22 protein-coding genes, 1 tRNA gene and 1 pseudogene are annotated in these 20,801 nt (G+C 70.6%); 7 read left to right on the top strand and 17 right to left on the bottom strand.

Going from position 1 to position 20,801, the window contains the following annotated elements; all coding sequences use genetic code 11:
* Positions 1 to 73: 73 nt before the first annotated feature.
* From ACLBYE_RS18050 to ACLBYE_RS18065, 4 genes are all read right to left on the bottom strand, one after another.
* Positions 74 to 550, bottom strand: a complete 477-nt coding sequence (locus ACLBYE_RS18050; protein ID WP_026605449.1) for a YidB family protein — start codon at positions 548 to 550, stop codon at positions 74 to 76.
* Between the two features lie 63 nt (positions 551 to 613).
* Positions 614 to 2,029, bottom strand: coding sequence for a TAXI family TRAP transporter solute-binding subunit (locus tag ACLBYE_RS18055; protein WP_447695236.1), 1,416 nt, complete (start codon positions 2,027 to 2,029; stop codon positions 614 to 616).
* A gap of 94 nt (positions 2,030 to 2,123) precedes the next feature.
* Complete coding sequence (locus tag ACLBYE_RS18060; protein ID WP_447695237.1) at positions 2,124 to 2,327, bottom strand: CsbD family protein; 204 nt, start codon at positions 2,325 to 2,327, stop codon at positions 2,124 to 2,126.
* Between the two features lie 216 nt (positions 2,328 to 2,543).
* Positions 2,544 to 4,004, bottom strand: a complete 1,461-nt coding sequence (locus tag ACLBYE_RS18065) for a PAS domain S-box protein (protein ID WP_447695238.1) — start codon at positions 4,002 to 4,004, stop codon at positions 2,544 to 2,546.
* A gap of 167 nt (positions 4,005 to 4,171) precedes the next feature.
* On the opposite strand from ACLBYE_RS18065, the gene ACLBYE_RS18070 reads away from it, so the two are divergent.
* Positions 4,172 to 4,894: a sigma-70 family RNA polymerase sigma factor gene (locus ACLBYE_RS18070; RefSeq protein ID WP_447695239.1), complete on the top strand. Its 723-nt coding sequence runs from the start codon at positions 4,172 to 4,174 to the stop codon at positions 4,892 to 4,894.
* 90 nt (positions 4,895 to 4,984) lie between these two features.
* On the opposite strand, the gene ACLBYE_RS18075 is transcribed toward ACLBYE_RS18070, so the two are convergent.
* On the bottom strand, positions 4,985 to 5,482 hold the full coding sequence (locus tag ACLBYE_RS18075) for a DUF6894 family protein (protein WP_447695240.1): 498 nt from the start codon (positions 5,480 to 5,482) through the stop codon (positions 4,985 to 4,987).
* Positions 5,483 to 6,255: 773 nt separating this feature from the next.
* On the opposite strand from ACLBYE_RS18075, the gene ACLBYE_RS18080 reads away from it, so the two are divergent.
* Positions 6,256 to 6,543 carry a hypothetical protein gene (locus ACLBYE_RS18080; protein WP_447695241.1) on the top strand — a complete coding sequence of 96 codons (288 nt, stop codon included), beginning with the start codon at positions 6,256 to 6,258 and terminating at the stop codon, positions 6,541 to 6,543.
* Positions 6,544 to 6,600: 57 nt separating this feature from the next.
* Here the strand turns inward: ACLBYE_RS18080 and ACLBYE_RS18085 are convergent, their stop codons facing one another.
* Positions 6,601 to 6,798, bottom strand: coding sequence for a hypothetical protein (locus ACLBYE_RS18085; RefSeq protein WP_020096365.1), 198 nt, complete (start codon positions 6,796 to 6,798; stop codon positions 6,601 to 6,603).
* A gap of 341 nt (positions 6,799 to 7,139) precedes the next feature.
* Between ACLBYE_RS18085 and ACLBYE_RS18090 the strand changes: the two genes are divergently transcribed.
* Positions 7,140 to 7,280 carry a hypothetical protein gene (locus ACLBYE_RS18090; protein WP_447695242.1) on the top strand — a complete coding sequence of 47 codons (141 nt, stop codon included), beginning with the start codon at positions 7,140 to 7,142 and terminating at the stop codon, positions 7,278 to 7,280.
* A gap of 208 nt (positions 7,281 to 7,488) precedes the next feature.
* On the opposite strand, the gene ACLBYE_RS18095 is transcribed toward ACLBYE_RS18090, so the two are convergent.
* A tRNA-Glu gene (locus tag ACLBYE_RS18095) sits at positions 7,489 to 7,564 on the bottom strand.
* A 103-nt stretch (positions 7,565 to 7,667) separates the two neighbouring features.
* Here ACLBYE_RS18095 and ACLBYE_RS18100 point away from each other — a divergent pair.
* Entirely contained in the window at positions 7,668 to 8,672 is a 1,005-nt protein-coding gene (locus ACLBYE_RS18100) for an RluA family pseudouridine synthase (protein WP_447695243.1), read from the top strand.
* 237 nt (positions 8,673 to 8,909) lie between these two features.
* A pseudogene (rpoH, locus tag ACLBYE_RS18105) lies at positions 8,910 to 9,800 on the top strand (RNA polymerase sigma factor RpoH); the annotation flags it as partial.
* A 41-nt stretch (positions 9,801 to 9,841) separates the two neighbouring features.
* Here the strand turns inward: rpoH and ACLBYE_RS18110 are convergent.
* The 9 genes from ACLBYE_RS18110 to hemB all read right to left on the bottom strand — a co-directional run bounded on the left by ACLBYE_RS18110 (position 9,842) and on the right by hemB (position 18,776).
* A complete protein-coding gene (locus tag ACLBYE_RS18110; RefSeq protein ID WP_447695244.1) occupies positions 9,842 to 11,362 on the bottom strand; it encodes a histidine kinase in 1,521 nt (506 codons plus the stop codon).
* A gap of 280 nt (positions 11,363 to 11,642) precedes the next feature.
* Positions 11,643 to 12,935 (bottom strand): adenylosuccinate synthase, encoded by a 1,293-nt coding sequence (locus tag ACLBYE_RS18115; RefSeq protein ID WP_091925032.1) that lies wholly within the window; start codon positions 12,933 to 12,935, stop codon positions 11,643 to 11,645.
* A gap of 157 nt (positions 12,936 to 13,092) precedes the next feature.
* Positions 13,093 to 13,407 carry a hypothetical protein gene (locus ACLBYE_RS18120; protein WP_447695245.1) on the bottom strand — a complete coding sequence of 105 codons (315 nt, stop codon included), beginning with the start codon at positions 13,405 to 13,407 and terminating at the stop codon, positions 13,093 to 13,095.
* A gap of 112 nt (positions 13,408 to 13,519) precedes the next feature.
* Positions 13,520 to 14,377, bottom strand: coding sequence for a D-amino-acid transaminase (locus tag ACLBYE_RS18125; protein ID WP_447695246.1), 858 nt, complete (start codon positions 14,375 to 14,377; stop codon positions 13,520 to 13,522).
* A gap of 79 nt (positions 14,378 to 14,456) precedes the next feature.
* On the bottom strand, positions 14,457 to 15,764 hold the full coding sequence (gene purB, locus ACLBYE_RS18130; protein WP_447695247.1) for an adenylosuccinate lyase: 1,308 nt from the start codon (positions 15,762 to 15,764) through the stop codon (positions 14,457 to 14,459).
* Between the two features lie 119 nt (positions 15,765 to 15,883).
* Positions 15,884 to 16,630: an arginyltransferase gene (locus ACLBYE_RS18135; protein ID WP_091925038.1), complete on the bottom strand. Its 747-nt coding sequence runs from the start codon at positions 16,628 to 16,630 to the stop codon at positions 15,884 to 15,886.
* A 124-nt stretch (positions 16,631 to 16,754) separates the two neighbouring features.
* Positions 16,755 to 17,243: an RDD family protein gene (locus ACLBYE_RS18140; RefSeq protein WP_042672022.1), complete on the bottom strand. Its 489-nt coding sequence runs from the start codon at positions 17,241 to 17,243 to the stop codon at positions 16,755 to 16,757.
* Between the two features lie 109 nt (positions 17,244 to 17,352).
* Positions 17,353 to 17,721 carry a hypothetical protein gene (locus ACLBYE_RS18145; protein WP_020092850.1) on the bottom strand — a complete coding sequence of 123 codons (369 nt, stop codon included), beginning with the start codon at positions 17,719 to 17,721 and terminating at the stop codon, positions 17,353 to 17,355.
* Positions 17,718 to 18,776: a porphobilinogen synthase gene (gene hemB / locus ACLBYE_RS18150; RefSeq protein ID WP_026604877.1), complete on the bottom strand. Its 1,059-nt coding sequence runs from the start codon at positions 18,774 to 18,776 to the stop codon at positions 17,718 to 17,720. The genes ACLBYE_RS18145 and hemB overlap by 4 nt, the downstream gene beginning before the upstream one ends.
* A gap of 211 nt (positions 18,777 to 18,987) precedes the next feature.
* Between hemB and ACLBYE_RS18155 the strand changes: the two genes are divergently transcribed.
* Together ACLBYE_RS18155 and ldtR are read left to right on the top strand one after the other, a co-directional pair.
* Positions 18,988 to 19,446, top strand: coding sequence for a DUF6163 family protein (locus ACLBYE_RS18155; protein ID WP_026604878.1), 459 nt, complete (start codon positions 18,988 to 18,990; stop codon positions 19,444 to 19,446).
* Positions 19,447 to 19,606: 160 nt separating this feature from the next.
* Positions 19,607 to 20,119: a transcriptional regulator LdtR gene (ldtR, locus tag ACLBYE_RS18160; protein ID WP_056527383.1), complete on the top strand. Its 513-nt coding sequence runs from the start codon at positions 19,607 to 19,609 to the stop codon at positions 20,117 to 20,119.
* A 9-nt stretch (positions 20,120 to 20,128) separates the two neighbouring features.
* On the opposite strand, the gene ACLBYE_RS18165 is transcribed toward ldtR, so the two are convergent.
* Positions 20,129 to 20,731, bottom strand: coding sequence for an exopolysaccharide biosynthesis protein (locus ACLBYE_RS18165; RefSeq protein WP_267965786.1), 603 nt, complete (start codon positions 20,729 to 20,731; stop codon positions 20,129 to 20,131).
* Positions 20,732 to 20,801 lie beyond the last annotated feature (70 nt).

Consider the following 20,801-nt stretch of genomic DNA (forward strand, 5'->3'; position numbering starts at 1 on the left):
GGCGCAGGAGGGCCCGCGGGGCCGGGTGCCGGCGGCGGGGGCGCCCCCCCCCCGCCGACCGCGACAGTGTCGATCAGCTGAAGGCCGGCAGGCGTCCGTCGGGCGAGTAGCGGTCGATGGCCGAAGGCAGGTCGCGCGAGAGGCGCGCCAGCAGCTCGCTCTTGCTCAGGCCGGTGCGCTGCTCCAGGGCCGCCAGCGTGTCCGGTCCGATGGCGCGCTCCAGATCCGCGGTCGGGATGTCGCGGTTCGGCCCGTGATTGATCCAGGACTGGGCCGTCTCGGCGTGGCCGCCCTTGGTGAAATGGTCGACCAGCTCGGTTAGGCCCCCGGCGATGAGGCCGCCGACGCCGCCCGCGCTGGCGCCGCCGAGGAGCCGATCTAGGTTCGCCGGGATGGTCGAACCCGTCGCGGGCGGGACCTGCGGCGCCGGCGACCGGGACGCGTCCTTGGCGTGGCCGCCGAGCCACTCGGCGATCCGGTCGCGGTTCTGGTAACCGGCCACGGCCAGCAGGCCCAGCAGGGCGGTCATCGAAGGGTATCCCTTGCTCATCGCGTCGTCCTCTTGAGGCGGGCCCTCGGCCCGGGTGGTACGGCGGTCATCCGCCGCAATGGGTCAGGCCCCGCTCGGGCCCGCGTCGCTCGCGACCGTCCGGCCAGCCAACGCGGACCCGTCCTCCGCGCTCCGGCCGGTCGTGATGGCGCGCTTGACCGTCGAGCGGGCGGCGTCGATGGCGATGGCCGCGGCCGACATGGTCCGCGCCTCGGTCGGTCGCTCGAGGGCGTGCTTGGCGATGTCGCCCGCGAGGTCGTCGATCTCCCGGGCTAGGCTCTCGAGACGCCCCGGGTCATTCGTCTCCTGCGCCTCCTGGCGGATCCTCAGCAGGCGGTCCGTCGCTTCCTCGACGCGCTCCCGGCGCAGGCGCGACAGGCGCTGGCCGATCCAGGCGAGCGCGGAGCCGATACCGCCGCCGAGGAAGGCGAGCAGGTAGATCCAGGTCTCGTAGCGCTCGATGAAGCTCTGCTGCTCGCGCTCGTAATAGTCGACGGCGCCGGGATGGATCGGCAGCCGGGCGCTCGTCGCGCCGACGGTCCCGTCATAGGCGGGCGCCTGAAAATAGTCGGCCGCCGGGGTGACGTTGGCCATGGCGCTGCGCAGCTCGAACAGGTGCTGGGTGACGTCGGCCGCCACCGACCGGGCGAGGTTCGCGCGCGCCATCAGGCGGTACGAGGCGCCGACCGTGTGAACCTCCTCGTCGGGGACCTTGGGGCTGCCGCCGAAGGTCTCGGCCGGCATGGTGACGACCTGCAGACGCGGCAGACGGGCGACGATCGCCTCGGCGTTCTCGACATCCACGAAGGAGATCTTGCGATCGCGGCTGGCCGCCTGGACGAGGCCGACGATCCGCTGCGCCGTCGGCGCGGTCGGCGCGATGACCGAGATCACCGCGTCGACCCGCTTGCGGGCGAAGGCCGCGCCCAGCTCGCTCTCGGCCATCTCGACCAGGGCGACGTGGCGCGGCGGCAGCGCGCTTGCCGGCTCAGTGGTCACCAGCGTCAATCCGTAATGCTCCAGCATGGCGCGGATCAGCGCCTCGTCGGCGTCCCTGTGGGCCAGGATCGCCAGGCGCTTGCGGTCGAGATCGGGGAAGCGGGCGATCCCGGCGGATCCCGGCGACGCGATGATCATCGCCTGGTCGCGCAGGATCGCGAGCGTCAGGCCGTTATCCGGAAGCTCCACATCCGGCCGCACGATCGCCAGGTCGGCGCGACCGTCGCCCAGCGCCTCGGCGCTGTCGCGCACGTCGTCGAAGGGCAGGATCTTGAGGCGGATCTCCTTGTGGCGCTTGGCCAGGGCGTCCGCGTAGGCCTGGATCAGGGCCGGCTCGGTTCCGTCCTTCGGGGCGACCGCGATCGTCAGGACGGTGGCCCGCGACGCCCAGTAGGCCACGCCCGCGCCGACGCTCAGCAGGATGGCCAGCATCAGGAAGACGAATTCCTGACGCAGGAAGAGGCTGGCGAAGCGCCGCATCGTCTCTGCTCTCGCGCATCGAGCGGCCAGGCCCGGCACCGTGCCGGGCAAGGGCCTGAGGGCGGCGCCGAGGGGACGGCGCCGCGGGACGGGTTCAGTGCTTGCCGGTGATCTTGTCGGCGACGGACTTGGCGCCGTCCTTGACGTCGCCGACGGTCTTCTGCGCCTCGCCCTTCAGCTCCTGCGCCTTGCCCTCGGCCACCAGCCTGTCGTTGCCCGTCGCCTTGCCGGCCGCCTGCTTGACGTTGCCCACCGCCTCGTTGGCCAGGCCCTTGATCTTGTCGGTCGTGCTGCTCATCGCGTGCGCTCCTTCACGGTCGTGGTGGCGGTCGTACTCGTCGGTCGAGAGGTCCGGTCGGGCGCGCGGCCCGCCGGGATAGACGGCCCCACACGTATGTGGAGGCCGAGGGGGATTACTGGGTGATCGGAGGGTGATCCGCCGACGGTGAGATGGCGGTCAGATGATGGCGACGTCCGATGGATCAATAGTTCCAAATTACCAGTATAATGGAATTCAGCTACCGGGCCCCTGGAGTGGAAAGCCGTTCTCCCGGCCCCAAACAACCGCTTCGGTCCGCCGATGGACTCCGAGCTTCCGGTACAGTGCGGCGCCGTGATTGCGCACCGTGTTGCGCGACAGTCCGAGCTTGCGCGCGATCGCGTCGTCGCCGAGCCCCGAGCAGATCAGGTTGAGGATCTGGCGCTCGCGCACCGTCAGGTTCGGCGCCGCCGCGTCGCCGCCCTCCCGGGCCGGCCGGCGCAGGTTCGCCAGCTTCTCGATCAGCCCGCGGCTGAACCACGACGTGTCGGCCATCACCGTCTCGATCGCGTCGAACAGCTCCCGCTCCGAGTGCTTGCGCTCGGTGATGTCCTGCAGCACCAGCAGAAGGAAATCGGCGTCGTTGATCGTGATCCGCTCGGCCGAGACCATGCAGTCGAGGTTCGCACCGCTCTCGTGGCGCAGGCAGACCTCGGTACCCAGCACGTAGCCCTCGCTCACCAGCCTCTTCTCGAAGGCCTCCCGCTGGGACGATGTCACCCACAGGCCCGCCTCCTCCAGCGAGCGGCCGACGACGCGGTCCTCGCCCAGGCCGAAGACCCGGCTGAACGCCTCGTTCACGCCCGTGACCTGGCCGTCGTCGGCCCGCACCAGCACGGTCGGGATCGGCGTCAGCCTGAACGCCTTGGCGAAGCGTTCCTCGCTCTGGCGCAGGGCGGCCTCGGCCTTCCGGCGCAGTTCCAGGTCCGCGAAGGTGAACAGCATGCAGGGCTCGTCGCCCATCTCGATCGGCTGCCCGGCGACGATCACGAAGCGACGCCCGCCGTCGGGCAGGTCGAGGCAGGCCTCCATCTGCGGGATCGTGCCGCCCTCATTGAGCCGCGCGACGGCGAGGTCGCGGTTGCGCGCGCCGGCCAGGACGTCGACCTCGTAGACACTGCGGCCGATGACGGCGTCGCGGGTGTGGCCGGTCATCTCCAGGAAGCCGAGATTGACCCTGACGTGGCGCAGGTCGGACAGCCGCGTGATCACGGCCGGGGCCGGGTTGGCGTTGAAGGTGCGCTCGAACCGCTCCTCGGCCTCGAACTGGTCGGAGACGTCCTTCAGGATCAGCGCGAGGCAGCTCGGGTTGCCGTCGCGGTCGGTGGCGACCAAGCCTCTGAGCGAGTGAACGAACTCGACGCCGGGCCGGTCTGTCCGCGTGACCGCGACCACGACGTCGTGGAAGGTCTCGCCGGCGATCACGCGCTCGATCGGGTAGTTCTCCGGCTCGTGATTGTTGCGGTAGCGCAGGCAGAAGCGGTCGCGATAGGCGTCGACGGTGGGGCCGAGTTCGTCGAGGCTCTCGGCGCCGTGCATCGCCAGGGCGGCCTCGTTGGCGTAGGCGATGGTCTGGTCGGGCTCGACCAGGATCACGCCCTCGCTCAGGCCGGCTATGATCTGCCGGAGCTCATGCCTGTCGACACCCGCCGTCACGATCCGTCCGGTCCCCGCCGCCTCGACGCCGCGCCCCTCGCAGCGGGGCACAAACGGGTTGCGCGCAAGCAGGTTCCGCGAGATCCGCAATTTTCACTGGTATACCTGCATCATTGACGTCGTCGAGATCAACCAGAGATAAGTTCGCAGCCCTCCCGCGAGATGTCGTGCCCGTCGCGACGCTGTCTCCACCCCATCGAGCCCAGAGCTTCACCGTGAAGCCCGCTGTCGAAGAGCGCGATCCGGCCGGCGCGTCCGATCCCGTCATCTCGTATATCCAGGCGCAACTCGGTCATCGGCTGCGCCAGTACTATCTAGATGTTGCACCGATCGAGATGAGCTCACGGCTGGCCGGCGTGCTGGGCCGCCTGTCCGCGGCTCTGGATGCCGCCGAGTCCGAACGGCAGGTTCCGGGTGCTTTCAAGGACGATCTGATCGCCCTGGTGCCGCGCCTGCGCCGCTACGCCCTGTCGCTGACGTTCGACGGCGTCGAGGCCGACGATCTCGTGCAATTCACCCTGCTCAAGGCGTGGGAGCACCGAGAGCGCTTCCAGCCCGGCACGAGCCTCGTGGCCTGGCTGTTCACGATCTTGCGCAACGGCTTCATCAACGTACGGCGCAAGCGACGCCTCGAGGTCCCCGATCCCGACGGCGCGCACGCCGTCACCCTCTCCGAACCGGCCGCCCAGGAGCACAGCATGGGCCTGAAGGAGGTCCGGGCCGCGATCGACCGGCTCGAGCCGGCCTATCGCGAGGCGCTGATCCTCGTGGCCGTCGACGGTCTTCCCTACGAGGAAGCGGCCTCCGTGATCGGGTGCCCGGCGGGCACGGTGAAGAGCCGGGTCAGCCGCGCCCGCGACCGCCTGCTTCACGAGCTGGGCGAGCGCTGACACGCGCGCAACACCGGTGGCCGGCGCAGGGTGCTGCGCCATCGTCGCGAGCCGGGCGATCGCCGGGACGCGAACGCGGCCCCCGATCGATCAGGCGGAGCGGCGGTCGGGCCGCGTCTGCGCGGGAGTCCGCTCGATGGGCAGGCGCGCGACCGAAGCCCCCCTGGCATCGCGCACCACCAGCACCCAGTCCTCCGCGTAGCCCTCGTCGGCGAGTTCCTGAACCATGTCCCGGATCACGCTCCGGGCGTCGTCGAGCGCCTGGTCGATGCTCGTGGCCTCGATGCCGATCTCGTCCTTGATGATCTCGCGACCGTGCTCGATGTCGAAGTAGAGGCGCCGCGGAACGAGCCGAAAGTCGCTGCGGTCGCCGCTCGTGAGCCGGTCGATGTCGAAGATCTTCGCCGGATCCCGCGAAGTCCGGGACCTTGCGACCTTCAGGAGCGCGAGTCCGCCACCCACCAGTACGGCGGCTGCACTGGCGACACAGGAGGCGAGTATTACCGTGTAGAAGCCGACCGTTTGCCAGCCGAAGGCAAGCACAGCCAGTCCGCCGCACAGGGCGGCTAAGATGACAACCAGCGGCATCCCCCCGGCCCTCGATCGCGCGTTGGCTCTCCGATGTGGGGTATACGGCAAAACTCCGGTCCGCAAGAACGCCCTGACAATCGGCGCGTGTACGACGGGACGTTCTGAAATTAACGCTGCTCGCGCGACCGACGGATCGGGTATCCCGCGTCCAGAGCGAACACAGGGTGCGGACATCCGTCCGGCGCGGTGGCTGGTGGATGGGTCACCCAGCGATCGGGACACGATCGACGCTCAGATCGCGCGATCTGGCGCACGCGGAGAGGCACAATCTCGTGAGCCCGCGTGTCGACTGACGGGACCACGCGCGCCACGCAGCCTGACCGACGGCCTATCGGATCGCAGCGGCGCCTCCGTCCACGCTTTGCCATCACCGTGGGCGGCAAAATCATCGTAGGTCGCCAGGACGGCCCTGAACGTGGCGACGAGCGGGCTGTCGACCGGGTTCGCCAGCTGGCCGAGGCTCACGACGCTGCCGCTCGGCGGGGTCGCCGCCGCATCCGCCCCGGATCGCGCGTCACTCGAACCGCCCCACCGTCTGCCATCCTCGGCGGGACGAGGACGCTCCGGTTCGGGCGCGGGCGGAGCCGTTCGCGCATCCAGGGCCCATGCGCGCGTTCCGCTCAGCGCGAGGCACAGGGCGATGAGGAGACCGCGGCGCATAGTCCAGATCCCGTTTCCCGTGCGACGCCGCGCGCCGCGTGGCGCTCCCCCTGTGCCAGGGCGGAGCCGTCCGTGATACGATGGCATACGACTGCGCGATGAGGACAGGGATGCGCGTGCGCGGCGTCGACAACCGAGAGCGCAGGCACTGGTTCTACGACAGCCGCCTCCTGGTCTTCGGCTTCTGCTTGACGGCGTTCGTCGCGATCTTCTGGCAGGTCAGCCGGTTCGAGGGCTTTCAGCCGATCTTCTCCTGCGCCCGCACGACGGACGTCGACCGTCAATTGCTGCGCCTGGGAATGGATGCCTGCATGGGCAACGCGCGCACCCAGTCAGATCGCGAGGGCTGCATGCGGACGGTCCATCTGCTCGCTTGCATGAAGGAGCGCTGGCGCTGATCGACCGCGGCCGCAGCGCGAGAACCTTCAGCGGAGTTGCAGCGGACGCGATCACACCTACAGCAGGCCGCTCGACGCGCCCCCGTTCAGCGAGCGGCTGGCGCGCGCGACCAGCTTCGCGAAGGCCAGAGCCGCCGCCGAGGCCTGCGTCCGGGATGGAAACGACCGGTCGGATTCGGCCACCGTCATCTCGGTCTCGTCGAGCAGCACCCAGGTCCAGAGATGCTGTCCGGTGGCTTGGATCCTGAAATGCATCGCGAACTCGCAGGCTGAGGCATCGTGCGATCATGCCCGGCGGAAAGTCGCGCCGTGTTAATGGGTTGCGCCGCGCAACATCCTATGTCGGGGGGATCGCGTCCCATCCCCGATATCCCCGCCGATCACAGGCTGCGACGCTCGGCAGCGATCGATCGGAGACCCGCTCGACGCGCCGAGCCGGCAATTCGATCCGCGCCAAGGTATCTTTTGATGGGGACAGCGACGGCGGATGTTGGTCGTAAGGCGCCGTTGTCGCCGACCGCATCCACGGGGCCTCGAGCGCCCCGGGCGAGCAGCCTTCGGGCATGCGTTCGGCCGGAGATGCGTCCGCCTCGCTCATGGATCAGATCGCCCCCGTCCGTCCCGCCCGCACCCGCAAGAGGCCTCATCCGGCCCTTGTCGTGGCGGCTGTCGCCTTCGCCATCGGCCTCTGGTTCGTCATCTACGCGGTGGCCGGACGCGCCATCTGGTTCTGGTGAGGCGGGACACCCGACCCCGTCCCGCCGGAGCTTCCCGGCCCTCGGGAGGTCGCGACAGGGCCGGCGTAAATCATCGCCTGTAAAGAAGCTCAGCGGCTGGGCGACGCGCACGCCTCTTGGGCGCAGATCGGCCACGGAAACAGCCGGACTTTCCGGACGACAAGGCTTCTCGGGGAAAGTTCGCAGATCCCGGTCACTGCCAGCGCGCTGGCGCTCCCAAGGGGAATCGAACCCCTGTTTTCGCCGTGAGAGGGCGACGTCCTAGACCGCTAGACGATGGGAGCTTTCCGGCGGCGCGGGGCTGCTATAGCCACCACTCGGCGGGGGAGCAAGTGCCTTCGTCAGGAAATCCGCCGCGGCGGGTCAGATCGGGGGCGAACAGGGGTCGTGGTGGACATCGTTCAGGACGAGCGGGCCGGGATCGTGGCCGAGGGAGGCGTGCGGCTCGACCGGGCCCTGGTCGCGCTGTTCCCGGATCTGTCCCGGGCCCGGCTGCAGGATCTGATCCGCACCGGACAGGTTCAGCGGGACGGGCTCCCGGCGCTCGACCCGGCCGCCAAGGTCGCCGCGGGCGCGCGCATCGTGCTCACGGTGCCCCCCGCGGCCCCGGCGGAGCCGGTGGCCGAGGCCGCGGATCTTCCGATCGTCCACGAGGACGACGACCTGATCGTCATCGACAAGCCCGCGGGCCTCGTGGTCCATCCCGCCCCGGGCCATGAGAGCGGCACGCTGGTCAACGCCCTGATCGCCCATTGCGGGGCCAGCCTGTCGGGCATCGGCGGCGTCCGCCGGCCCGGCATCGTCCACCGCCTCGACAAGGACACGAGCGGCCTGATCGTCGTCGCCAAGAACGACGTGGCCCACCAGGGCCTCACCGCCCAGTTCGCCGATCACGGCCGGTCCGGCCCGCTGGAACGCGCCTACGCCGCCGTGGTCTGGGGCCTGCCCCAGCCGCGGGCCGGGACGATCCAGGCCAGCCTCGCGCGGTCGCGCTTCCACCGGGAGAAGATCGCCGTCGTCTCGGACGCGAGCGGGCGCCACGCCGTGACCCACTACGCCGTGGCCGAGGCCTATCGCGAGGCCGCCCTCGTGCGCTGCCGCCTGGAGACGGGCCGCACCCACCAGATCCGCGTGCATCTCGCCCATCGCGGCCATCCCCTGCTCGGGGACACGGTCTACGGCGGCGCCTTCCGGACCAAGGCCGCCCGCCTGACGCCGGAGGCCCGCGCCGCCCTCGCGGCGCTCGGGCGCCAGGCCCTCCACGCGGAACTGCTCGGCTTCAGCCACCCGCGGACCGGCGCGACGCTGCGGTTCGAGAGCCCGCTGCCGCCCGATATGGCCGCGCTGGTGCGGGCCCTGAGGGCGGAAGAGGACGGGGCGCCGCGCCCGTAACCGCCGCGCCGCGGCGTGCGAAAGATCACGCCGTACCGCGTCACATCGTGACATGGTACGACCAAAATCGCCGGTGGCGCGTTGTTGACGACGTGGGTGTCATCGACCGCGACCGGCTCCCCGGCGTCCCGTACGAGATGGGGGGCCGGCAGGGTCGGCTCAAGAGCGGCCCGAGTGGACGGCACTGTTGTCCGTCGCGTCCGCCCGACAGGGGGACATAAGGTCCAGGAGAATGCCATGGCCGGTACGCTGCCCGTGCTCGCCAACGAAGGTGGCCTCTCGCGCTACCTCGACGAGATTCGCAAGTTCCCGATGCTGGAGCCGTCGGAAGAGTTCACGCTGGCGAAGGCCTGGCGCGACGCCGGCGACCGCGAGGCCGCGCACCGCCTCGTGACGTCGCACCTGCGCCTGGTCGCCAAGATCGCCATGGGCTACCGCGGCTACGGCCTGCCGATCGGCGAAGTCGTGTCGGAGGGCAATGTCGGCCTCATGCAGGCGGTCAAGCGCTTCGATCCCGACAAGGGCTTCCGTCTGGCCACCTACGCGATGTGGTGGATCAAGGCGGCGATCCAGGAATACATCCTGCGCTCGTGGTCGCTCGTGAAGATGGGCACGACCGCGAACCAGAAGAAGCTGTTCTTCAACCTGCGCAAGGCCAAGGGCAAGATCTCGGCCCTCGACGAGGGTGACCTCAAGCCCGACCAGGTGAAGCAGATCGCCACCCGTCTCGGCGTGCCCGAGCAGGACGTGATCGACATGAACCGGCGCCTGTCCGGCGACACGTCGCTCAACGCGCCCCTGCGCGAGGAGGGCGAGGGCGAGTGGCAGGACTGGCTCGTGGACAACAGCCCGAGCCAGGAAACCGTGCTGGCGCGGGAGCAGGAGGGTCAGAACCGCCTCTCCGCGCTCAAGGACGCCCTCGGCGTGCTCAATCCGCGCGAGCGCCGCATCTTCGAGGCCCGGCGCCTCGCCGAGGACCCGATCACCCTGGAGGATCTCTCCGGCGAGTTCGGCGTGTCTCGCGAACGCGTCCGGCAGATCGAGGTCCGCGCCTTCGAGAAGGTGCAGGAAGCGGTCAAGCGCAACATCGCGAGCCGCGAGCTGCCCCGGACCGGCATCGAGGCCCGCCGGTTCGGGTCAGGGCTCGGACGGCGGGCGCCGTCGTCCGATCACTGCCAGGCGTCGAAGGCGTTCTGCATCACCTGGGCGCCGGCGGCGCCCTTCTCGAAGGTCAGCACCGCCCGCCGGCCCGACGTGTAGCGCAGCGCGATGTCGAACCAGTTCCGGTGGAGGAGCAGGTCGGTGTTGCGCTCGACGTCGTTCTGCAGCGACGACAGGCCGATCAGGAACAGGTTGTCGCGGACCCGAACCGGCAGGCCCGAGACCGGCGAGCCGCGGGCGCTCTGCTCGTCCTTGGCCTGGAGCAACCCGACATCCTGGACGGTTCTGGACGCGGCGCTGCTGCCGCTCTGGCTGAAGGCCAAGCTCACCGTGTGGGAGGCCGGCAGGGTCGCGTCGAGATTGCGCTGGATGGTCATCACCAGCGTCAGGCCGGCATCCGGGATGGTCACGGTGGCGACCACGGCGTTCTGAACCGGCTGTCCCTGATCCCCGTTGACGGTCTCGAGCCGCCACGTCACGCGCCCCGGCGTCACGGTCGGCTGACCGCCCTCGGCCCCCGTCGCCTCCTCGACGAGTTCCGCCCTCTGCGCGACCGCGACGCCCGCGTCGGCTGGCGCGGGCGTGGCCGCGGCCCGTGCCGGCGCGCCGTTCTCGACGCGCGTCGGGGCCTTCGGGGCCGGGGCGGCGTCGCCGCCGACCCGGTCGCCGAACTTGGTCTCGCCTTCCGGCTGCTGCGTGTCCGCGGTCTCCGTGCCGCTCGACGGCAGGTTCTGCGGCCGGTCGCGCAGCAGGAAGGCCGCGACGGCGATCAGGCCGATCACCACCGCCAGGACACCGCCCACGAAGACGTTGCGCAGCACGCGCGACCGACCGGTGCGCGGGGGCACCACCTCGATCCGCGGACGCTGACGGCCGCCCGCGCCCTCGGCCGCCTCGGCGTCAGGGTCGGCGGGGGGGGACGCCCCGCGGGCGAACGCCTCGGGGGCGGACGTCTCGGCGAGCGGCGGGGCCGTGTCGGGCGCGGCCGTCTGCGGCGTGCCCGGACGCGGCGGCGCGATCGGGATCGGTGCCTCGCGCGGCCCGTCCGCGGCCTCCCGATCCCCGTCGCGGGCCGCCACAGCGAAGGGCGGCTTCGCCGACGGGAGGATGGGCGCCAGCGCGGGACCGGATCCCGGCTCCGGCGGGGACGGCTCCGGGATCTCCGGCTCCGTCGCCGCGGGGACGATCGGCTCGAGGACGGCGGGTTCGGGGACGGCGGGTTCGGGCGCGGCGGGTGCTGGTGCCGGCGCCGAGACCGTAGCCTTAGCCGGAGCGGGCGTCTCGGGCGCCTGCGCGGCATCGTTGGCGGGGGCCGGGAGGCCGCCGTGATCGACCTCGAGCCGCTCGATCGCGGCGTCGAGCGCCCGGCGCTCGAGATCGATGTCGGCCTCCGACAGCGGTGGATCGAGGGAGCGCAGCTGGCTGATCAGGGCGTTGCGCGCGCGGTCGTAGACCGCCTTGCGCAGGGCGGGCGTTCGGTCCGGCAGCGCGTCGAGCGCGCGGGCCAGAAGCGGGTAGTAATCGGCCATGATACTCTGGTCCGCCCCTTCGGCCGCCGTCCGGCAGAGCCGGTCGGAGGCCGGGGACCGAGGTCCGCGCCCGCCCGACAGGTCCGGTCGCGGCCGTCGGCCGGTTTGTCGTATCCCGCCGCGCGGGATCAGGGCCCGCGCGCCGGTTGCCTTCGAGACGGCGGGCGGATCGCGATACGGACCGCCCGGCCGCCAGCCCGTTCTAGATCAAGCCCGCGCGGACTGGATACAGGCAGGGCCGCCGAAAACACGCGTCGTCAACGGGATAGCGCGCGAAGGGTCAATCCTCGAACGGGTTGTGCATGAGGATCGTGTCGTCGCGCTCGGGCGAGGTCGACAGCAGCGCCACCGGCGCCCCGATCAGCTCCTCGATCCGGCGCACGTACTTGATCGCCTGCGCGGGCAGATCCGCCCAGGACCGGGCCCCCGCGGTCGTCTCCGACCAGCCCGGGATCACCTCGTAGACCGGCTCGATCCGGGCCTGCGCGGCCTGGCTCGCCGGCAGATGGTCGATCGGCTGGCCGTCCAGCATGTAGCCGGTGCAGACGCGGATCTCCTCGAAGCCGTCGAGGATGTCGAGCTTGGTCAGCGCGATGCCGTGGATGCCGGAGGTCCGGACCGTCTGGCGCACCAGCACGGCGTCGAACCAGCCGCAGCGGCGCTTGCGCCCGGTGTTGACGCCGAACTCGCGCCCGCGGCTGCCGATGGTCTCGCCGATCTCGTCGAACAGTTCGGTGGGGAACGGCCCCTCGCCGACGCGGGTCGTGTACGCCTTGGCGATGCCCAGAACGTAGCCGATCGCGCCCGGGCCGAGGCCCGAGCCCGTCGCGGCCTGCGCGGCCACGATGTTGGAGGAGGTCACGAACGGGTAGGTGCCGTGGTCGACGTCGAGCAGCGCGCCCTGCGCGCCCTCGAACAGGATGCGCTTGCCGGCCCGGCGCTCCTCGTCGAGCAGCGACCACACGGTGTCGGCGAAGGGCAGGATCTTCGGCGCGATCGCCTTCAGCTCGGTCAGCAGCGCCTCGGCATTCACCTCGTCGATCCCGAGGCCGCGCCGCAGAGCGTTGTGGTGGGTCAGCACGCGCTCGATCTTGGCCGGCAGCGCGTCGGGGTCGGCGAGGTCGACGACCCGGATCGCGCGGCGGCCGACCTTGTCCTCGTAGGCCGGCCCGATGCCGCGCTTGGTCGTGCCGATCTTCAGGCCGGCATTGGCCGTCTCGCGGAAATGATCCAGCTCGCGGTGGAGCGGCAGAATCAGCGTCGCGTTGTCGGCGATCCGCAGCGAGGACGGCGAGACGTCCACGCCCTGCGCCTTGATCCGCTCGATCTCGTCGATCAGGTGCCAGGGATCGACGACTACGCCGTTGCCGATGACCGAGAGCTTGCCGCCGCGGACCACGCCCGACGGCAGCAGCGCCAGCTTGTAGGTCACGCCGTCGATGACGAGCGTGTGGCCGGCATTATGGCCGCCCTGGAAACGGACCACGATGTCGGCCTGCTCGGAGAGCCAGTCGACGATCTTGCCCTTGCCCTCGTCGCCCCACTGGGCGCCCACAACGACGACGTTGGCCATGCCTGCCTGCTTACCCGCGACGGAAACCGGGACGGCGCCGCCCACGGGTGCAGGCGGCGCACGTCGTGAGCCGTTTCCGCGATCCGGCCAGCGAAATCAAGCAAGGGGCCGCATGATCGGACCGCATGGCGGTCTTCTCGGCCTCGCCGCGACCGGCCTACTTGGCCTCGGTGCCGGGGTCCCGACCGGGCAGTTCGTGCGGCTTGATCACCGGCATGGAGCCGGACTGGTCGGGCTTCACCACGGTGCCGGTCGTGCCGGAATCCGGCGGCTTGATCACGCCGTCGTTCTTCTGGAGCTTGTCGCTGAGCGACTGGGCCTGCGGCGGCGCGTCCGCGTTCGGGCGCACGCGCTCGGGCGGCGCCGGGGCCGGACCGGTCGTCTGGGCGCGGGCGGGTACTGCCGCGACGGTCGCCGCCAGGGTGGTCGCGAGGGTCGTCGCGAGGGCGGCGAGCAGGGTCTTGTTCGGCACGAGGGCCTCCCCGGTTCGAGACACGAATTCGGGGAGGAACAGTCGGAGGCGGGATCCGTTCCTGTCCGCGGTCGGGTCCGACGTCCCGTCCTGTGGACGGGATCCGGCGGCCTCAACCGTGGCGGGCGGCCTCGATGTAGAGCTCGCGCAGGCGCCGGGTCAGCGCGCCCGGCCGCCCCTCGCCGATCGCGCGCCCGTCGATCTCGACGACCGGCATCACGAAGGCGGAGGCGCTGGTGTAGAAGGCTTCCTGGGCCGCGTAGACCTCGTCCACAGGGATCAGCCGCTCCTCGATCCGCAGGTCGGCCTCCTGCGCGAGGCGCAGCACCGAGGCCCGGGTGATGCCCGGCAGGAGCGCGGTGGAGAGCGGCCGGGTCACGAGGACGCGATCGCGACTGATGATGAACGCGGTCGAGGAGGAGCCCTCGGTGACCGCGCCGTCCTCGACCATCCAGGCCTCGGCGACGCCGGCCTCGGCCGCCTGCTGCTTGGCGAGCACCTGCGCCAGCAGGGCCACCGACTTGATGTCCCGCCGCTTCCAGCGCAGGTCCTCGACGGTGATCACGCGGGCGCCGCTCTCGGCGAGCGGGTTGGCGAGCACGGTCTTGGCCTGGGTGAACATCACCACGGTGGGCTCGGTGCCGGCCTTCGGGAAGGCGAAGTCGCGCTCGGCCACCCCGCGGGTCACCTGCATGTAGACGAGCCCTTCGGTGACGCCGTTGCGGGCCACGAGCTCGGTCTGCAGGCGCTCCCAGCCCGCCGCGTCGTGCGGGTTGCGGATGCCGATCTCGCCCAGCGAGCGGTCGAGGCGCGCGAGGTGCGCGGCGTTGTCGACGAGCTTGCCGTCGAGGATCGCCGAGACCTCGTAGATGCCGTCGGCGAACAGGAAGCCGCGATCCATGATCGGCACGCGCGCCTCCTCGTAGGGGAGGAACTGGCCGTTGAGGTAGACGATGCGGGGAGCGGTCACGGGGAGCTGTCCTGTGTTCGTCGCGGGCCCGGGAACGCGGGCCCGCGAGGGCGGGTCGAAGCAGGAATCGTGCGGGGTCTCAGCGGTCGCCGAAGACCCGCCCGAAGATCGTGTCCACGTGCTTGAAGTGGTAGCCGAGATCGAAGCAGGCCTCGATCTGCTCGGCCGGGAGCGCCGCGGCGACCTCGGGGTCCGCCTTGAGCAGCGCCAGGAAGTCGCCCTCGCCGCGCCAGACCGGCATCGCGTTGCGCTGGACCAGCCGGTAGGAATCCTCGCGGGAGACCCCGGCCTGGGTCAGCGCCAGCAGCACGCGCTGCGAGTGGATCAGGCCGCCGAGCCGGTCGAGGTTCTTCTGCATGTTGGCCGGGTAGACCAGCAGCTTCTCCATCACCCCGGTCATCCGCGCCAGGGCGAAGTCGAGGGTGACGGTGGCGTCGGGGCCGATCATCCGCTCCACCGACGAGTGGGAGATGTCGCGCTCGTGCCAGAGGGCGACGTTCTCCAGGGCCGGGGTGACGTAGCCGCGCACCATCCGGGCGAGGCCCGTGATGTTCTCGGTGAGGACCGGGTTGCGCTTGTGCGGCATCGCCGAGGAACCCTTCTGCCCATCGGAGAAGAACTCCTCCGCCTCGAGGACCTCGGTGCGCTGGAGGTGCCGGATCTCGATCGCCAGCCGCTCCAGCGACGAGGCGACGACGCCGAGGGTCGCGAAGAACATCGCGTGCCGGTCGCGCGGGATCACCTGGGTCGAGACCGGCTCGGCGGTCAGGCCCATCTTCTCGGCGACGTACTGCTCGACCCGCGGGTCGATGTTGGCGAACGTGCCGACCGCGCCCGAGATCGCGCAGGTGGCGACCTCCTCTCGGGCCGCGACGAGCCGGCGGCGGTTGCGCTCGAACTCGGCGTAGGCCTGAGCGAGCTTCAGACCGAAGGTGACCGGCTCGGCGTGGATGCCGTGCGACCGGCCGATGGTCGGGGTCAGCTTGTGCTCCAGGGCCCGCGTCTTCAGGGCGGAAAGCAGCGAGTCGACGTCGGCGATCAGGATGTCGGCGGCCCGCACCAACTGCACGTTGAGGCAGGTGTCGAGCACGTCCGAGGAGGTCATGCCCTGGTGGACGAAGCGCGCCTCGGGCCCCACGATCTCGGCGAGGTGGGTCAGGAAGGCGATGACGTCGTGCTTCGTCACCGCCTCGATCGCGTCGATGCGGGCGACGTCGAAGACCGCGTCCTTGCCCTTGGTCCAGATCGTCTCGGCCGCCGCCTTCGGCACGACACCGATCTCGGCGAGCGCCGTGGTGGCGTGGGCCTCGATCTCGAACCAGATCCGGAAGCGGCTCTCGGGCGACCAGATCGCCGTCATCGCGGGGCGGCTATAGCGGGGGATCATGGGGGCCTCGGCACGGTCCGGATTGCGTGCGTGGCCGGTAGCATGCGCCGGGCCGGCCGCTCAATGCGCATCGGGCATGCCGGGACGGCAACCGACGTGAAACGCGCGCCGCGCCGGGCTCAGTCGATCCGCACCCAGCCCTGGCCCATCAGCCGTTCCTGCGGGCGGAAGCGGGACTTGTAGTCCATCTTGCGCGAGCCCTCGACCCAGTAGCCGAGATAGAGGTACGGCAGCCCGAGCCCGCGAGCCCGGCGGATATGGTCGAGGATCATGAAGGTCCCGGGGGAGCGCGCGGCCTCCGCGGGATCGTAGAACGAGTAGACCATCGACAGGCCGTCCGAGAGGACGTCCGTCAGGCAGAATGCGAGCGGCGGTCCGGAGCCGCGGCCGGTGATCGCCGTGTCCGGCCCGTGCCGGCGATACGACACGAGGTGCGTGTCGACGTGGCTGTCCTCGACCATCATGGCGTAGTCGAGCACGGTCATGTCGACCATGCCGCCGTCGCCGTGCCGGGCGTCGAGGTAGCGGCGGAACAGGGCGTACTGCTCGGAGGCGGGCCGGTTCGGCTCCGGCGTGCCGACCCAGTCGGCGCTGCGCGCCAGGATGCGCCGCTGGCTGGCGCTCGGCTCGAACTCGTCGACCACCACGCGGACCGAGACGCAGGCCCGGCAGGTCTCGCAGGCCGGCCGGTACGCGATGGTCTGGGAGCGGCGGAAGCCGCCCTGGGTCAGGATCTCGTTCAGGTCGCGGGCGCGCCGTCCGACCAAGTGGGTGAAGACCTTCCGCTCCTCCTGCCCCGGCAGATAGGGGCACGGCGAGGGGGCGGTGAGGTAGAATTGCGGTGTGTCGCGCGGGTGGCTGGTCACGCTTCTCACAGACCCTGCGCCGGGTTCATCCTCGCGGCGCCGGCGTGACAGTGTACAGGCGACCGGCCGGGGCTCAATGGCCCGGCCGGTCGCACCGTCAGATTTTCATCAGCGGAATCGCGACTCAGCGCGCGTGGACGACGGCGAGGCCGAGGAGCAGGTCGTGCCCGAGGCGGCGGTCGGAGCGCATGAGCCCGAACGCGATGTCGACGCACCAGAGCAGGAAGGTCGAGATCGCCACGTAGAACAGCAGCGCGTGGACCGCGGCCGTGATGACGTCGACCCGCGCGCCGCTCTCGGGCGCGACGGTCCGCAGGCCCATCATCCGCTGGCCGATCGTGCTCTGCTTCGGCCCGCCCACCGTGATCGCGCTGTAGATGATGCCGCTCGCCGGAAGGACCGCGAACAGCGTCCAGCCGAGGCCGAAAGTGACCACCCCGATCACGGTGATCGCGAGGGTCAGCAGGGCCGTGAAGCCGAAGATGAACAGGATGTCGAGGAGATAGGCGACCGTCCGGCCACCCAGGCTCGCCCGCACGAACGGGATCGGCAACGCGGTGGCGTAGCCGGGCGCTTCGAAGCGCTGCGCGTATCCGGGTTGAGGGTTCTGCATGGTGTCGCGTCCTGCAAGCGAGGCTGCGGACGTGAAGGTGGGTGCGCCGCGCAGGGGCCGCAAGGGGATCCGGCGCGGATGCGGGTCGGTCGGCGGTCGCGGCCGCCGCTCAGCGCCCGGCCGGGTCTCCCGCCGCGGCGTCGGGCGTGTCGAGATAGAAGCGTTTGAGCATGTAGAGGGACGGGCCCGACAGGGTGCTCGCCTCGGTGGCGAGGGCGACCAGGGTCGTGCCGGCATCGAAGCGGCAGGTCAGCCAGTGCTGCCGGTTCCCGTCGGCGTAGTCGACGCGCACCGAATTTGCCGACGGCCCCGGCGCCGCGCGCAGGAGCCGGATCCCGTCCTGCGGCGCGACCGCCGGGAGCGCCCGGCGGCAGGTGGCGACGCGATCCCGGCGCAGGGTGTCCTGGCAGGCGACGAGCCCCCCGAGGAAGCCGACCACGACCGCGGCCCCGAGGAGCCAGCGGTGTCCGCGCTTCACGGATGGTTGCGCAGGCGCTCCGCGACCCGCGGCGCGTGATAGGTGAGGACGCCGTCGGCGCCGGCCCGCTTGAAGGCGAGGAGCGCCTCGACCATCGCGCGGTCGCCGTCGAGCCAGCCGTTGCGGGCGGCCGCCTCGATCATCGCGTACTCGCCCGACACTTGGTAGGCGAAGGTCGGCACCTGGAACTCGTCCCGCACCCGGCGGATGATGTCGAGATAGGGCAGGCCCGGCTTCACCATCACCGAATCCGCGCCCTCGTCGAGGTCGAGCCGGACCTCGCGCAGAGCCTCGGCCGAGTTGCCGGGATCCATTTGGTAGGTGCGCTTGTCGCCGACCAGCGCTGCCTTGGTGCCGATCGCGTCCCGGAACGGCCCGTAGAAGGCGCTGGCGTATTTCGCCGCGTAGGCCATGATCTGGACGTCGAGGAAGCCGGCCTTGTCGAGGCCCGCGCGGATCGCGCCGACGCGCCCGTCCATCATGTCGGAGGGCGCGATGATGTCGGTCCCGGCCTCGGCCTGGATCAGGCTCTGCTCGACGAGGACCGCGACCGTCTCGTCGTTGAGGATCGCGCCGTCCCGCATCAGGCCGTCGTGGCCGTGGCTCGTGTAGGGATCGAGCGCCACGTCGGTCATGATCCCGATCTCGGGCACGGCCCGCTTCACGGCGCGGACCGCCCGGCAGACGAGGTTGTTGGCGTTCAGCGCCTCCGAGCCGGTCGGGTCGCGCAGCGACACCTCCGTGTAGGGGAAGAACGACACCGCCGGGATGCCGAGCTTCGCGGCGCGCTCCGCGTCGCGGACGATCTCGTCCACCGAGAGGCGCTCGACGCCTGGCATCGAGGCCACCGGCTCGCGGCGGCCCTCGCCGTCGATCACGAACATCGGCCAGATCAGGTCGTCGACCGTCAGGGTGTGCTCGCGGACGAGGCGCCGCGACCAGTCGGCCTTCCGGTTCCGGCGCGGGCGCTGGGTGATCTTCAGACCCTCCACGCGGGCGCCCTCGCGGGCGGCCTCCACGGCGAGAGGGCGCGGCTCTGGCAGGGTGTCTGACATGCGGCTTTGCTACCGTTCGCGCGGACCACGCCGCGGATCGCGCGGCGCCCGTGCGCCGGAGGCGATCGACTACCACACCGGGCTGGCGCAACGAAACCCGACCGTTGACGCCGGACGGAGGAACCGCTTCAACCCGGCGATCCCCGCCCGATCGATCAGGATCCCGGCCCTTCGCCATGAACCGGCCCCCACCATCCGCGAGCGCTCGATAGTGCCCAGCTACTTTCCGATCCGGCGCAGGACGCCGCGGCCGGGCGGCATCCCGAGCGACCGCATCGAGCGGGCCCAGGGCCCCGCGTCCGGCACGTGGGACACAGTGCTGATCTGGTTCATGCGGCTCACGGCCCTCGTCTGGCTTTTGAAGAGCGTCTTCGCCTGGGCGACCATCCTCGACGTCCTGCCGGGCGTGCGCCCCTTCGAGGCCGAGCCGTTCGGCCGGCAGTCCGCGATCGTCTACTTCGCGGTGATCGACGCCGCGGCGGCGATCGGATTGTGGCTGACGAGCGCCTGGGGCGGCGTGATCTGGTTGCTCGCCGTCACGTCGGCGATGACGCTCGCGGTCCTGACACCGCAACTCTTGCCGTTATCGGTGCCGCTGCTCGTATTCGGAGGCTGTGTCGTGACGTTGTACTTCCTGCTGTCCTGGCTGGCCGCGCAGGAAGCACGGTGAACGAACCGTTCTTGTCTTCATTCAGTTTGTCTTTACCGCGAAGAGTAAATCGCGAATTCATCCTGTCGCTTAAATCGCCTTTCATTCCCGAGCCCTAGCTTAGCCATCATCAACGGCGCCGCATCCAACGGGTGCCGGATCATCGGATGGCGAGGCAGAGATGAAGACCCAGAACGCCCGAGTCGCGCAGATCGAGGCCCCTGAGGAAGCCGCCTCCACCAAGGGCTCCTACCTCGAGGCGCTGCACCTCGTGGAGCGGCTGCATCGCCGGCTGCTCGACGTGATCAAGGACGAGTTCGAGCGCCGCGGCCGCGAGGACGTCAACAGCGTCCAGGCGCTGCTCCTGTACAACATCGGCGACAAGGAGCTGACCGCGAGCGAGCTGCGGACCAAGGGCTACTACCTGGGCTCCAACGTCTCGTACAACGTGAAGAAGCTTGTCGAGGCCGGCTATCTCCACCACGCCCGCTCGAAGACCGACCGGCGCTCCGTCCGGATCAGCCTGACCGACAAGGGCCGCCAGGTCCACGAGATCATCCAGGGGCTCTACGACAAGCATGCCCGGACGATCACGCCGATCGGCGGGATCTCGGAGGAGGATTTCATTCGCCTGAACCAGGCCCTCACCCGCCTGGAGCGCTTCTGGACCGATCAGATCCGTTACCGCCTCTGAGGCGCGCCCTCAGAGGTTCAGCAGGCCGATGATCCCGGCGATCACCGCGTAGGCGAAGCCGGCGTTGATGGCGACGCCGAACATCCCGATCACGAGACCGCCCAGCACGACCAGACCGTCGCGCTCGACGAGACCGAGCCCGACCAGGCAGACGGCGAGACCCAGCGGGATCTGCCCGACGATGGGCGCGGCCACGATCAGCGCCAGCGCCAGGGCGAGCAGGACGATCCCCATGCCGCGCATGCCGAGCGCGGTCTCGAACACGCTGACGCGGGGGCGCGACCAGCGCTCCAGGCGGCGCAGGATCGGCACCGCGCGGGTGACGGCCCGCCGGACATCCGTCAGGGCGATCGAGCGGCCGAGGAGCATCCGCGGCAGCCACGGCGCCGACATCCCGGCGGCGATCTGGATCGCCACGAGGAGCAGGAGCAGGCCGCAGATCAGCGGGATCGGCGGCGGCATGGGCAGGCAGTTCGGCAGCCCGAGCAGGACCACGAGCAGCGCGAAGGCACGGTCCCGCAGGACCGCGACGATGTCGCCCACGGTGAGGCGCTCGCCCTCCTGGCTCGCCAGCACGGTGAGGACGTCCGACGTTCGTGCACCGGAGGTCAAGGATCTGCCAACCTTCGCTTTCCCGCGGGGGCTCTAGCCGAGAACATCTGGCACGCCAAGCACGGCAGAT

The organism is Methylobacterium sp. A52T, from assembly GCF_053346095.1.